The sequence below is a fragment of the Mycobacterium sp. NGS29 genome, from assembly GCF_059812965.1.
Map to the genome: position 1 here is coordinate 103,893 of NZ_JCALDR010000011.1, position 13,425 is coordinate 117,317.

Annotated in this window: 13 protein-coding genes; 8 read left to right on the top strand and 5 right to left on the bottom strand. The window is 65.3% G+C overall.

Translation table 11 applies throughout. The annotated features are described in order from the left end of the window. The first annotated feature begins 250 nt into the window (after positions 1–250). From manT to mmpH, 3 genes are read left to right on the top strand one after another with little or no spacing between them, the layout of a single operon-like run. Positions 251–1,507: an MMP alpha-(1->4)-mannosyltransferase gene (gene manT / locus AC5Y5Z_RS16290; RefSeq protein ID WP_499926296.1), complete on the top strand. Its 1,257-nt coding sequence runs from the start codon at positions 251–253 to the stop codon at positions 1,505–1,507. Continuing rightward, the gene (locus tag AC5Y5Z_RS16295; protein WP_499926297.1) at positions 1,501–2,259 is read left to right on the top strand and encodes a class I SAM-dependent methyltransferase; all 759 of its coding nucleotides are present in this window, start codon (positions 1,501–1,503) and stop codon (positions 2,257–2,259) included. Before manT ends, AC5Y5Z_RS16295 begins: the two co-directional genes overlap by 7 nt. Beyond that, on the top strand, positions 2,246–3,316 hold the full coding sequence (gene mmpH / locus AC5Y5Z_RS16300; protein WP_499926299.1) for an MMP endo-(1,4)-3-O-methyl-alpha-D-mannosidase: 1,071 nt from the start codon (positions 2,246–2,248) through the stop codon (positions 3,314–3,316). The genes AC5Y5Z_RS16295 and mmpH overlap by 14 nt, the downstream gene beginning before the upstream one ends. Here the strand turns inward: mmpH and AC5Y5Z_RS16305 are convergent, their stop codons facing one another. The 3 genes from AC5Y5Z_RS16305 to AC5Y5Z_RS16315 all read right to left on the bottom strand — a co-directional run bounded on the left by AC5Y5Z_RS16305 (position 3,317) and on the right by AC5Y5Z_RS16315 (position 5,316). Further along, entirely contained in the window at positions 3,317–3,973 is a 657-nt protein-coding gene (locus AC5Y5Z_RS16305; RefSeq protein ID WP_499926301.1) for a class I SAM-dependent methyltransferase, read from the bottom strand. A 94-nt stretch (positions 3,974–4,067) separates the two neighbouring features. Beyond that, on the bottom strand, positions 4,068–4,346 hold the full coding sequence (locus AC5Y5Z_RS16310) for a hypothetical protein (RefSeq protein WP_463824285.1): 279 nt from the start codon (positions 4,344–4,346) through the stop codon (positions 4,068–4,070). Positions 4,347–4,452: 106 nt separating this feature from the next. Next, positions 4,453–5,316, bottom strand: coding sequence for a cyclopropane mycolic acid synthase family methyltransferase (locus AC5Y5Z_RS16315; RefSeq protein ID WP_463824284.1), 864 nt, complete (start codon positions 5,314–5,316; stop codon positions 4,453–4,455). 233 nt (positions 5,317–5,549) lie between these two features. Between AC5Y5Z_RS16315 and AC5Y5Z_RS16320 the strand changes: the two genes are divergently transcribed. Beyond that, positions 5,550–5,984: a Fur family transcriptional regulator gene (locus AC5Y5Z_RS16320; protein ID WP_463824903.1), complete on the top strand. Its 435-nt coding sequence runs from the start codon at positions 5,550–5,552 to the stop codon at positions 5,982–5,984. A 35-nt stretch (positions 5,985–6,019) separates the two neighbouring features. Further along, a complete protein-coding gene (katG, locus tag AC5Y5Z_RS16325; protein ID WP_499926304.1) occupies positions 6,020–8,257 on the top strand; it encodes a catalase/peroxidase HPI in 2,238 nt (745 codons plus the stop codon). A gap of 63 nt (positions 8,258–8,320) precedes the next feature. Here the strand turns inward: katG and AC5Y5Z_RS16330 are convergent, their stop codons facing one another. Then, positions 8,321–9,103, bottom strand: a complete 783-nt coding sequence (locus AC5Y5Z_RS16330; RefSeq protein ID WP_463824282.1) for a DUF1906 domain-containing protein — start codon at positions 9,101–9,103, stop codon at positions 8,321–8,323. A 37-nt stretch (positions 9,104–9,140) separates the two neighbouring features. Next, a complete protein-coding gene (locus AC5Y5Z_RS16335) occupies positions 9,141–9,944 on the bottom strand; it encodes an enoyl-CoA hydratase-related protein (protein ID WP_463824281.1) in 804 nt (267 codons plus the stop codon). Positions 9,945–10,165: 221 nt separating this feature from the next. On the opposite strand from AC5Y5Z_RS16335, the gene AC5Y5Z_RS16340 reads away from it, so the two are divergent. The 3 genes from AC5Y5Z_RS16340 to AC5Y5Z_RS16350 all read left to right on the top strand — a co-directional run bounded on the left by AC5Y5Z_RS16340 (position 10,166) and on the right by AC5Y5Z_RS16350 (position 13,403). Continuing rightward, positions 10,166–10,861, top strand: a complete 696-nt coding sequence (locus tag AC5Y5Z_RS16340) for a cutinase family protein (protein WP_499926307.1) — start codon at positions 10,166–10,168, stop codon at positions 10,859–10,861. Between the two features lie 1,021 nt (positions 10,862–11,882). Beyond that, positions 11,883–12,182 carry a PE family protein gene (locus AC5Y5Z_RS16345; protein WP_463824279.1) on the top strand — a complete coding sequence of 100 codons (300 nt, stop codon included), beginning with the start codon at positions 11,883–11,885 and terminating at the stop codon, positions 12,180–12,182. A gap of 30 nt (positions 12,183–12,212) precedes the next feature. Continuing rightward, on the top strand, positions 12,213–13,403 hold the full coding sequence (locus AC5Y5Z_RS16350) for a PPE family protein (protein ID WP_499918813.1): 1,191 nt from the start codon (positions 12,213–12,215) through the stop codon (positions 13,401–13,403). Positions 13,404–13,425 lie beyond the last annotated feature (22 nt).

Consider the following 13,425-nt stretch of genomic DNA (forward strand, 5'->3'; position numbering starts at 1 on the left):
ATGTTCGCACGTCGACGTGGAATGCTGGAAGCGACGCGTGGCATGGCCGCCCTGTGGCCACCCCGCCATGTGATGACATGCGTACGGGACGGCGGATTCCGGAAGGTGGGCAGGTGCGTTTGCGTCGTTTAGCTGACCGAACTATCATCTGGACACATGTCCAGTTTGCTGTCGTGCCGGCCGCGGGTTCGTTGACTGCAATGGGACTGGTGCCCTTCCGTGGCTGGTCGTTGACGGTGAAGGGTTGAGTATGCGAATTGCTCTATTGTCCTACCGCAGTAAGGATCACTGCGGCGGACAAGGCGTCTATGTGCGGCACCTCAGCCGCGGCCTGGTAGACCTCGGCCATCAGGTCGAGGTGTTCTCCGGCCAGCCCTATCCGGAACTGCTGGATCCCCGGGTGCGGTTGACCAAGGTGCCGAGCCTGGATCTGTATCGCGAACCCGATCCGTTCCGGGTGCCGCGGCCCAGCGAGATTCGCGACTCGATCGACCTGCTGGAACTGGCCACCATGTGGACCGCGGGCTTCCCCGAACCCCGGACGTTCACGCTGCGGGTGGCCCGGTTACTGGCCGAGCGGGCCGGCGAATTCGACGTCGTCCACGACAATCAGAGCCTGGGCACCGGTCTGCTCACCATCGCCGAGACGGGGATGCCGGTGGTGGCGACCGTGCACCATCCCATCACCCGCGATCGGGTACTGGATCTCAACGCCGCCAAATGGTGGCGAAAACCGTTGGTGCACAGGTGGTATGGCTTCTCAAGCATGCAGAAGCAGGTAGCGGCCCAGATCCCGGACCTGCTGACCGTGTCGTCGTCGTCGGCGCAGGACATCGTCACCGATTTCGGTGTCTCCCCGGATCAACTGCACGTGGTGCCGCTGGGCGTGAATACCGACCTGTTCAAACCGGTTTCGCAACCACGCCAACCTGGCCGGGTGATGGCGATCGCAAGTGCTGACACCCCGCTGAAAGGTGTCAGCACGCTGCTGCACGCGGTCGCGAAGTTGCGGACGAGTCGCGACCTCGAGTTGCGGCTGGTCGCCAAGGTGGAAACCAACGGCCCGACCCACAAACTGATCGCCGAGTTGGGGATCTCCGATATCGTCCACATCGCCAGTGGGCTGTCCGACGCCGACCTCGCGGCGTTGTTCGCCTCGGCTGAGGTGGCGTGTATTCCCTCGCTCTACGAAGGGTTTTCGCTGCCAGCCGTGGAAGCGATGGCAAGCGGCACTCCGATCGTGGCCAGCCGGGTCGGGGCGTTGCCTGAGGTGCTCGGGACCGACGGCGCGTGCGCGGAGTTGGTGGCTCCGGCCGACGTCGATGCGCTGACTCACGCACTGGGTAGGCTGCTCGATTCACCGGAGCGGCGCCGCGAACTCGGACGAGCGGGACGGGCGCGCGCGGTCAGCGTGTTCAGCTGGGAGGCGGTCGCCGCCCAGACCGTGCGGATCTACGAGCGGGCGATCGCGCGCTCAGCGGTCGCTGGAGGCAGCCCGCAATGCTGACGGTGGATTTCGACCGCCTGGGCATCGGGCCCGCGACGAAGGTCATCGACGTGGGTTGCGGTGCCGGACGGCACGCGTTCGAGGCGTACCGGCGGGGCGCTGACGTGGTGGCCTTCGACCAGAACGAGAACGACCTCCGCGATGTGGACACCATCCTGCGTGCGATGGAGGCGAACGGCGAAGTGCCCGAAGGCGCCTCAGCCAAGGTGGTGCGCGGCGACGCGCTGCACCTGCCGTACGCCGACGGCACGTTCGACTGCGTCATCGCCTCAGAGATCCTGGAACACATTCCCGAGGACGACGGTGCGATCTCCGAACTGGTCCGGGTGCTCAAAGTCGGCGGCACGTTGGCGGTCAGCGTGCCGCGGTGGCTCCCCGAGCAGGTCTGCTGGTGGTTGTCGACGGAGTACCACAGCAACGAAGGCGGCCATGTTCGGATCTACCGGGCAAGTGCGCTGCGCGACAAGATCATTGGCCGCGGACTGAAATTGACACATGCACACCACGCGCACGCCTTACACGCGCCGTTCTGGTGGCTCAAATGTGCAGTCGGCGTATCGAATACCGATCACCCCGTGGTGTCGGCGTACCACAAACTGCTGGTGTGGGACTTGATGCAACGGCCCAAGGTCACCCAGCTGGCCGAAACGGTGCTCAACCCGCTGGTCGGCAAGAGTGTCGCCATGTATTTCAGCAAGCCGCCCGAAGCGGAAAGCGAAGCAGCGCCGAGGTATTCAATTGCGTCGGGATAATCCGCCGGCCGTCGCCGGAATCCTCAGCGCCGAGCAGTGCCTGCAGACGGCTGCCTCGATCGCGGCCGCGCAGGAACCCTCAGGCGCCATCCCGTGGTTCGCCGGCGGCCACACCGATCCGTGGGACCACGTGGAGAACGCTATGGCGCTCACCGTGGCCGGACTGCTGGAACCGGCCCGCGCGGCGTTCGACTGGTGTGGTCGCATGCAGCGCCCGGACGGGTCGTGGCCTATTCAGATTCGATCGGGTCACATCGAAGATGCCAACAGCGACAGCAATTTCTGTGCCTATGTCGCCACGGGTGTCTGGCACCACGTGCTGGTCACCGGCGACGAAAAGTTCGCCGCGACGATGTGGCCGGTCGTGCGGAAAGCGATTGACTTCGTCATCGACCTTCAAATCGGGTACGGCGAAATCTGTTGGGCCCGAAGTGAAAACGGTCCCATCCCGGAAGCTCTGCTGACCGGTTGCGCAAGTATCTACCACAGCATCCGCTGCGCGCTGGCACTTGCGGGTTTCATCGGCGACCCGCAACCGGAATGGGAACTCGCGGTCGGCCGGCTGGGACACGCGATCACCGCGCATCCCGAGGCGTTCACTGAGAAAGACCGCTACTCGATGGACTGGTACTACCCCATCCTCGGCGGTGCGTTGCGGGGTCCGGCAGCCGCCCTTCGAATCAGACAACGCTGGGACGACTTCGTGGTGGGGGGCCTAGGAATCCGCTGCGTGCTGGACCGCCCGTGGGTCACCGGCGCCGAGACGTGCGAACTGGTCATGGCCCTGGATGCCATCGGCCACCGGTCGGCGGCGCACCGCCAATTCGGCGCGATGCAACACCTGCGCGAAGCAGATGGCTCCTACTGGACCGGCCTGGTTTTCGCCGACGGCAAGCGGTGGCCCGAGGAGCGGACCACCTGGACGGGTGCGGCGATGATCCTTGCCGCCGATGCGCTTTCCGACACCACACCGGGCAGCGGGATCTTCCGCGGCGATGCCCTGCCGATGGGTTTGCAGACCGATTTCGACTGCGAGTGCGTCGCGACCGGACGGTAGTCAGACCTGCTCGCCGGCTCGACCGCCGATCCGCTCGAGCACCCGCAGCGAGCCCAGCGCACTGATCTCCTTGAACTGGCCGGAATCCAAAGCACGGCAATAGATCTGGTAAGGAGCGCGACCACCGTCGTTGGGATCGGGAAATACGTCGTGGATGACCAGGGCCCCACCGGGAGCCACCCACCTGGCCCAACCGTCGAAGTCGCGGGCCGCGGCGGCTTCGGTGTGCCCGCCGTCGATGAACAGCAACTGCACCGGAGCGCGCCACCCGCGCGCGACCACCGGGGATTTGCCGACTACGGCAACCACGTGGTCGTCGAGCCCGGCCGCGTCCAGGGTGCGGCGGAAGGTGGGCAGGGTGTCGAACAGTCCGGTGACCTCGTCGACCAGCGAGGCGTCGTGGTACTCCCAGCCGGCTTGGTGCTCTTCCGATCCGTGGTGATGGTCGATCGTGTAGAGCACGCTGTCCGTCTGTAGGGCCGCTGCGCCCAGCAGCAGCGCGGACTTGCCGCAGTAGGTGCCGATCTCCACGCCCACACCGCCGTCGAGGTAACACAGAGCGGCGTCGTACAGGGCGCGGCCCTCGTCGGCGGGCATGAAGCCCGGCACCTGGTCGGCAAGGGCGAACAACCGCTGGCGTGCGTCGTCATCACTCATCAGCTGAACCTATCGGTCGCCGGCCGAGTGCTGACGTCGTGGTCGCTTGCTGGCGTGCCGCTATCGGCGCATCGCCTGGACAGCAGTCCGGCGATCAGCCGTGCGGGGCCTCCGAGATCTTGCTGTCCGGCTTGCCCAGCGTCTGGCACCAGGCCTGCGCCGCGGTGCGGGTGGCGGTGATCTCGATGGAGGCCGGCTCGGTGCCGTTCTTGTCCTTCAGCATCTTGCTGACCTCTTCGCTCTGCTTCTTCTCGTCCTGGGAGACGAAGTCCTTGCACTTGGTGTCGCCACCGGTGTTAATCACTTGCGAGGGCGAACAACCGCTGAACATAAGCGCGGCGATGACGAACACAGCAGGTGCGAAGCGCTTCATCTCTGGCCTCTCCGGAGTCGGGGTCGTAGCTACCTATTACACCGGCGCATCCATTTCCAAACGCCGCCCGGTGGTCGCGTCCGCGCGGCAGCGGCCGCGCCGCGCGCTACTTCTCCAGCGTGAACTGGTTGACGTCGATGTAGCCGGTGCGGAAGTTGTCGGCGCAGCCGGTCAGGTACTTCATGTACCGGTCGTAGACCTCTTGGGACTGGATGGCGATTGCCTCGTCCCGGCGTGCCTGCAGTGCCTGTGCCCAGACATCGAGAGTCTTGGCATAGTGCTGTTGCAGGGACTGCTGGCGGGTCAGCTGGAATCCCGCCTTGGCCGAATGATCGGCCACCTTGTCGGTGGACGGCAACCGCCCGCCGGGAAATATCTCGGTCACGATGAACTTGGCGAACCGGACGATGTCCATCGTGACGGGCAGGCCGGTGCTGTCGAACTGCTCTTTGTTCAGCGCGGTGATTGTGTGCAGCAGCATCACCCCGTCGCTGGGCAGCAGTTTGTACGCGGTGCTGAAGAAGTCGTCGTAGCGGTCGTAGCCGAAATGCTCGAACGCGCCGATGGATACGATGCGGTCGATGGGCTCGGTGAATTCTTCCCAGCCCTGCAGCAACACCCGCCGGGTGCGCGGCGAATCCATCTCGTCGAATTTCTGCTGCACGTACGCGGCCTGATTCTTGGACAGCGTGAGTCCGACGACGTCGACGTCGTACTTCTCGATGGCGCGGCGCATGGTGGCACCCCAGCCGCACCCGACGTCCAGCAGCGTCATGCCGGGTTGCAGGCCGAGCTTGCCCAGCGAAAGGTCGATCTTGGCGATCTGTGCTTCTTCCAGCGTCATGTCGTCGCGTTCGAAATACGCGCAGCTGTAGGTCCGCGTCGAATCGAGGAACAGCTGGAAGAACTCGTCGGACAGGTCGTAGTGTGCCTGCACGTCGTCGAAGTGGGGCGTCAATCGATCGGTCATGGAATCGGGATGCCTTTCAGGCCTGTGCATCGCTCGTGAGGCCGGCAGAGCCCACCGCCGGCTGGCAAAGTGTTCCCACTCGCCATCTGGTCAAACCGGACTCCCTGCCTCGTTTCAATCAGTCACCCTACCGCGCGTCGTCGGCCACCGGACTTGACGCGCTGGCCCGACCCGTCGCGACAGCAGCCGACAAACTCTTGACTCAATCCAGATGAGCGCGAAATATGGGCGCTGTGTCCTCAGCCCAGGATTACGCCGAGCAGTTGCGGCGGGCGGATCTGCGCGTGACACGACCCCGTATCGCGGTACTCGAGGCGGTGCGTGACCGTCCGCATGCCGACACCGAAACCATTTTCGCGGCGGTGCGGCGGGGTCTGCCCGATGTTTCCCGGCAAGCGGTGTACGACGTCCTTGGTGCGCTGACCGACGCGGGTTTGGTGCGCAAGATTCAGCCGTCGGGTTTGGTGGCCCGATACGAGTCCCGCGTCGGCGACAACCACCACCACGTGGTCTGCCGGTCCTGCGGGGTGATTGCCGACATCGACTGCGCGGTGGGTCAAGCCCCGTGTCTGACACCGGCGGAGGACAAAGTCTTGGATGGTTTCGTTCTCGACGAGGCCGAAGTCATCTATTGGGGCCTGTGCCCCGACTGTTCGAGTAATTCCTGATCGCAGCCCGATTTATTCAACACGGAAGGAATGTTGTGTCATCCGATACGTCCGATAGCCGTCCACCCCACGCCAGCGACAGCGCCAGCAACAGCGAGAGCGAAAACCCGGCGATCCCCTCGCCCACGCCCAAGTCGGACGCGCCCCGCACCAATCAGGACTGGTGGCCCAACCAGATAGACGTGTCGCGGCTGCACCCGCACTCGCCGCAGGCCAACCCGCTGGGTGAGGATTTCGACTACGCCGCGGAGTTCGCCAAGCTCGACGTCGAGCAGCTCAAGGCGGACCTGATCTCGGTGATGACCACCTCGCAGGACTGGTGGCCCGCCGACTACGGCCACTACGGCGGCTTCTTCATCCGGATGAGTTGGCACGCGGCGGGCACCTACCGCATCTATGACGGCCGCGGCGGCGGCGGTCAGGGACTGCAGCGGTTCGCTCCGCTGAACAGCTGGCCCGACAATGCCAGCCTGGACAAGGCGCGCAGGCTGCTGTGGCCGGTCAAGAAGAAGCACGGCAACAAGATCTCCTGGGCCGACCTGCTGGTCTTCGCCGGCAATGTGGCGCTGGAGTCGATGGGATTCCAGACCTTCGGCTTCGGGTTCGGTCGTCCGGACGTGTGGGAGCCCGAAGAAGTGCTCTTCGGCGAAGAGGACGAATGGTTGGGAACCAACAAGCGCTACTCGGGTGAGCGCAAGCTCGCAGAGCCCTACGGCGCGACGACCATGGGTCTGATCTACGTCAACCCGGAAGGCCCGGAGGGTAAGCCGGATCCGATCGCCGCGGCGCACGACATCCGCGAAACGTTCGGCCGCATGGCGATGAACGACGAAGAGACCGCGGCACTCATCGTCGGTGGGCACAGTTTCGGCAAGACGCACGGTGCTGGCGACGCAGCGCTGGTCGGCCCCGAGCCCGAAGCCGCCCCGATCGAGCAACAGGGCTTGGGCTGGGCCAGCTCCTACGGTAGCGGCGTCGGTAAGGACGCGATCACCAGCGGCCTGGAGGTGGTCTGGACGCCCACCCCGACCAAATGGGACAACAGCTTCCTCGAGACGCTGTACGGCTTCGAGTGGGAGCTGACCAAGAGCCCGGCCGGCGCATGGCAGTTCACCGCCAAGGACGGCGCCGGCGCGGGCACCATCCCCGACCCGTTCGGCGGTCCCGGGCGCAACCCGACGATGCTGGTCACCGACGTTTCGCTGCGCGAGGACCCGATCTACCGGGAGATCACCCAACGGTGGCTGAAGAACCCAGACCAGCTGTCTGAGGCATTCGCCAAGGCGTGGTACAAGCTGCTACACCGTGACCTGGGACCGATCTCGCGCTATCTCGGTCCATGGGTCGCCGAACCGCAGCTCTGGCAGGACCCCGTCCCAGCCGTCGACCATGAACTGGTCGACGAGGATGACATCGCTGCGTTGAAGAGCAAGGTGCTCGCATCTGGACTGTCGGTCCCGCAACTGGTGAAGGCGGCCTGGTCGGCGGCGGGCAGTTACCGCAACACCGACAAGCGCGGGGGCGCCAACGGCGCACGGATCCGACTGGAACCGCAGAAGAGTTGGCAGGTCAACGAGCCGTCCGAGCTGAACGGGACATTGTCCGTCCTCGAACAGATTCAGCAGGACTTCAACTCCTCCGCCACCGGCGGCAAGAAGATCTCGTTGGCCGACCTGATCGTGCTGGCCGGCTCCGCCGCGGTGGAGAAGGCGGCCAAGGACGGCGGCTACGAGATCTCGGTGCACTTCACCCCGGGCCGCACCGACGCCACCCAGGAGGACACCGACGTGGAGTCCTTCGCGGTGCTGGAGCCGCGAGCCGACGGGTTCCGCAACTACGCACGTCCCGGTGAGAAGGTGCCGCTCGAGCAACTCCTCTTGGACCGCGCCTATCTGTTGGGGGTGACCGCACCGGAACTGACGGTGCTCATCGGCGGTCTGCGTGCGCTCGGCGCCAACCACGGCGGCAACAAGCACGGCGTGTTCACCGATAAAACGGGCGTGTTGACCAACGACTTCTTCGTGAACCTGCTCGACATGGGCACCGTGTGGAAGCCGTCGGAAGCCACCGAGAACGTCTACGAGGGGCGCGACCGGTCGACCGGGGAGCTGAAGTGGACGGCGACCGCGAACGACCTGGTGTTCGGCTCGAACTCGATATTGCGTGCGCTCGTCGAGGTCTACGCGCAGGACGACAACGAGGGCAAGTTCGTCGAGGACTTCGTCGCGGCCTGGGTCAAGGTGATGAACAACGATCGGTTCGACGTGAAGTAGCGTCCCCGTTCGGCAACGCAGTGCGGCACCCCGCGGAACAGTCCGCGGGGTGCCGTATTGCGCTCAGCGGTTCATGTCCCATTGCCCGTAGTCGGCCGCCAGGATGTCGTCCACGTCGACCTTGATTCCGCCCATCACCGGTCCATCGAGGATCCGCTGATACAGCACCGCCGCGGGCTCGCGTTGTCCGTGCGACCAGCCGATCGTCTGCCATGCCCATTTGTGGCCCGGGGTGGACGAGTTCCCGATGACGCCGTCGGCGATGGCCCATCCGCAGGTCTGGTAACTGCCGTAGATGCCGCTGCGGCCGACGCCGAGAACGGAGTTGATCCCCCGGAACCACTGCAGTGCAACGGTATTCCAGGTGTTCTGGTCGATGTCCTCGTCCACGCTGAAGAAGATCGGGGCCGACGGCGGGCCGCCCGCGGCGGCATGCAGGCTCTGCGCCGTCTTGGCGTCCGCCACGCCGCCGTCGTACCCGCGGGTGTAGTCCGAAGGCGAGTCGGGCCAGCCCGGCTTGCCGTATTGGTAGTTGCTGACGATGTGCAGGCCGGCCGCCCGCAGCGAGTCGGCGTATTGGCGGGTGATCGGTTTGGCCTCGAAGTGCGCGCCCGGCCGCTCCATGGAGACGTAGTTGACCACTCCCTCGTAGCCGGCCGCTTTGATCTCCTCCGGCGGGACCCGGCGCTCGGCGAAGTCGATCAATTGACCGCCCGCGGCCGACGCTTCGGGTATCCCTTGCGCGGCGGCCCACGTGCTCAGGCCGACGAGGACCGGTGCGGCGGCGTACTTGAAGGCGTCGCGGCGGGTGAGGTGTCTACCAGGTGATTCAGCCGACTCGTGCACCGCGCGATGGTAACAAAACGCGCCGCGCGCGCGGCCTTCATTGTCCGGTGAAATTTGGCCGCCTCTTGGCGGCGAAGGCCGACAAGCCCTCCTGCGCGTCGTGCGAACGCATCACCTCCCGGACGAAGCGTCGTTCGATCCGTCGGGCATCCGCGTCGTCGATCCATCCGCTGGCCAGGATGGAGGCTTTGGCGTTGCGCACCGCCAGCGGGCCGTTGGCGGCAATCCGGGCGGCGATCGCGCGGGCTTTGGCCAGCGACTGCCCAGTCGGCACGACGTGCCCCACCAGGCCGAAATGGTAGGCCTCGTCGGCGCTGAGCGGGTCGCCGGTCAGGATCATTTCCATCGCCTTGGTGTAGGGGATCTGGCGCTTGAGTCGGACGGTGGAACCAGCGCCCGCGATCATCCCGAATTTGGCTTCGGGCAACCCGAACACGGCGTGCCGTTCGGCGATTCGGATATCGGTCTGCTGCAACATCTCGCATCCGCCACCCAGACAGGGGCCGTTGACTGCGGCGATCAGCGGCTTGGCCAGTGATCGGCTCAGCAGCAGACCTTCGCTGATGATTGTTCCGGCCTCTTTGCGAGGCGCCGAGTCCGGATCGGACGGCTTGGCCGCGTTGACCATCCACCCGTCGGCCAAATCGCCGCCGACACAGTAGGAGTCACCGGCCCCGGTGAGGATCGCCGCCCGCACGCCGTCGTCAGCGTCGATCTCGTCCCAGGCCTGGGCCATCAAGGTGAGCATCGACGGCGTGAGGGCGTTCTTGCGCCGCGGATTGTTCATGGTCAGGATCACGACATCGCCGTCGCGTTCGTAGATCAGCTGCGGTTCGGTCATTGCGATGCCTTCCTTCCGTCGCAGAGTTGGCCGACGGACCCGCTACACATGTGAAATCGGTTGTGGCGGTTGGATTTCGCCCGTCAGCACCCAGGCCATCCGCATCGGGTGTGCCGTTGTCGACCATCAGCCAAGTATCGTCCCCCGTCCCGGAAACACCAGTGCGTCCGGTTTGTCGACTAGTCGCGCGCCACCCGCGGGTGAGTCGCTACCATCTTGCTGTGCGCTGTCTATTTGCTCGCGAACCCTTTGCTAGGGCCTTGGCCGTTGTCGCGGTCGCGGTCGGGCTGCTGGTGGCGGGTGCCGTTCTGCCGGTCGGTACCCCGGGAGCGCCGCGATCCGCGTTTGCCGCGAATTGTTCGCAGGTGGAGGTGGTCTTCGCCCGCGGCCGACTCGAATCGCCGGGTCCCGGCGTCCTTGGCAACGCCTTCATCAACTCGCTCCGCTCCAAGATCGGAGGCCGCAGCATGGGCACCTATGCCGTCAGGTACCCGGCGGATACCGAAATCGACATCGGCGCCAACGACATGAGTCGCCATATTCAGAACACGATCAGCACTTGTCCGAACACGCGGGTGGTGCTGGGCGGCTACTCGCTGGGCGCTGCGGTCACCGACATCGTGCTCGCGGTGCCGATGAGCGCCTTCGGCTTCGACAGTCCCCTGCCGCCCGGCGCCGACGAGCACATTGCGGCGGTGGCCCTGTTCGGTAATGGCAGCCAGTGGGCCGGGCCGATCACGAACTTCAACCCGATCTACAACGACCGCACCATCGAGTTGTGCCACGGAGCGGATCCCATCTGCAACCCGGCCGACCCCAACACCTGGCAACAGAACTGGCCCGCGCACCTTGCAAGCGCGTACGTGGCGGACGGCATGGCCAACCAGGCCGCCGATTTCGTCGCCGGCAAGCTGTAGCCCGGCGGGGATGTCTGCGGCGCTACCGGCGTGCGGTGCGTCGTCGGGGCAAGGCGTCGCACCCACCGATGACTGCCCGCCGGAGACTAGTGCTCTGTTGGACTCGGCGGGCCAGGACCAGCACCGCAAGACCCGCCGCCGCCCTGCCCAGGGCCAATCGGCTGGTGCGCTTGTGCCAGGGCCGTTTCCCTCGCGTGCCGGCGCGCCGGCCGAACCGGTACCCGGTACCCAGCGCCGTCATCAGCGCGAAGCCAATCAGGAGCGCCGCCATGTTGATAGAGCGTCCACGGTTGCGATCGCGGCCTGATCTCAAACCAGGCACGCCTCGGCCACCAATTCGTGGCGTCCAGCTAACGCAAAGCCACACGCCCGTGGGAGCTTTTAATAAAATCAGCCTGAGATAAAGATCCCGGTCGGCCGACTACGCTGGCGACCACGCTATACATAAACTCCTACTGAATTTATCCCTTGCGGATGCTTTTTCATATGCGCGCGCTGCGCACTTCTATTAACATTTCGCGATTGCTGTGGTAAAACCTGGCGCGGCTGCGACAGGGAGCAACCCAGTTCACTTTTCCGCCGCGCCGATGTCGCCAATCTGCCGCGAGCATGCGCACCGCGACAATCTTTCATGCCTGACGAGTTGTCCTGCGCGGGCCTAGTTACGACACCAAAACCGATGTAGGACAAGGTGACTGATCAAGCCGTTGCGCGGGCGTCGGCTGCGGGTTTGCGAGTGCCCCGGCAGCGGCCCGAGCAGCCCGGCACCCGCTGGGGCGCCCGCTGGGGCTGCGCCCCGCGATTCTGCCATGCGAAACCGAGTATCGGCCGGACGAATCCTATGAAGTGTCTGTGACTAAAAATCAACATGAATGCTAGCTAAACGACAAGATCAGCGTCCGATTTCGAAATGGATACGTAGCTCCGGTCGGCGCCAAGTCAATAGCGTGTCGTTTAACGACGCGACGACACACAGGCGTGTTCGCGTTCGATTTTTCCCAATGCCAGTTGGAGGAATTGTATGTCTTTCGTTCGCACTTATCCAGAGCACCTGACCGCTGCGGCCAGCAACCTGCAGTCGCTCGGCGCGGCATTGAACGTGGGCACCGCAGCGGCTGCCGCTCCCACCACGGGGGTGGTGCCCGCGGCCGCCGACGAGGTGTCGATCTTGACCGCAGCTCAATTCGCCACCCACGGTCAGCGATTCCAGGAGCTCAGTGCACAAGCAGCCCGGATCCAGGCGGCACTGGCTGCGACGCTGGGCACCAGCGGAAATTCCTACGCCGAGACCGAAGCGGCCAATGCCGCTGCGGCTGGCTGAGCGCGCCGAAGCACCAGGGGGTTACTGACGATGTTCGACTACGGATTGTTGCCGCCCGAGATCAACTCCGGGCGCATCTACGCAGGCCCGGGCGCGGGTTCGTTGGCCGCGGCCGCGGTGGCCTGGAGCGACTTGGCCGCCGACCTGCAGGCTGCGGCTACCGGGCATCGCTCGGTGATCGAAAGTCTGACCAGCGGCCCGTGGCTCGGGCCCGCCGCAGCGCACCTCGCGTCCGCCGTCTCGCCGTTCATCGCGTGGTTGAGCAACAGTGCTGATCAGGCGGCTGAGGCGGCAAGCCAGGCGAGCGCCGCCGTGGCCTCCTACGAGGCGGCATTCGCAGCCAGCGTCCCGCCACCATTGATCACGGCAAATCGCACCCTGGTCCAGGAGTTGATCACCTCGAACCTGCTGGGTCAGAACAGCGCCGCGATTTCGCAACTCGAAGCCCAGTACGCCGAGTTCTGGGCGCAGGATTCCCAGGCGATGTACTCCTATGCCAGCAGGGCGGCCGCGGCCACGCAGTTGACCGAGTTGGCTGCGCCGGCCGAAGTCGCTGACCCGACCGGCCTCGTCGACCAGGCCATCGCGGTGTTGAAAGCCGAGGGTCAAGCGGTCCAAACCCAGCTCAACGAGGTGGGCTCGTATGTGAGTCCACGTGTCGGCGACATCCTGAAGACACTGTCGGCACCGCTGAACGGCAACGGCGCCGCAATCGATCAGTGGTTGGTGGCCAATACGCCTCTCGATGACATACTCACGATTTTCAACAAGTATCTGCAGCCGTACGTCAGTTCGCTGGCCGCGATGATTCAGTCGACGCAGTCCTTCGGTCAGGTCAGCAACGGCCTGACCGCGATGGCGAACTTTGCCAAACCCGCGGCATCGGCGGCCAAGGCAGCCGAAGGCGCAGCCTCCGCAGCCGGCGCCGCCGCATCCGGAGCCGGTCAGGCCGCAGCCAGCGCCGCGGGCAACGCCGCCGGGGTGGCCGCGGGTCTGGGCAAGGCGATTCCGATCGGGGGGCTCTCCGCGCCGGCCAACTGGGTGCCGTGGCATGCCACCACCAACCCGGGGGTCGCCTCGGCGATCCCGGCTGCCGCCGAAGGCAACAGCTTTCCGATGGCTCCGCCATTCGGGCAGTTCGTCAACGGCGGCTACGGCCGGAACCAGCCGACCTACGGGTTCAAGCCGTCGGTCATGGCCAAGCCCCCCGCCGCCGGCTGACGCCCGGATTCACCGGACGAAG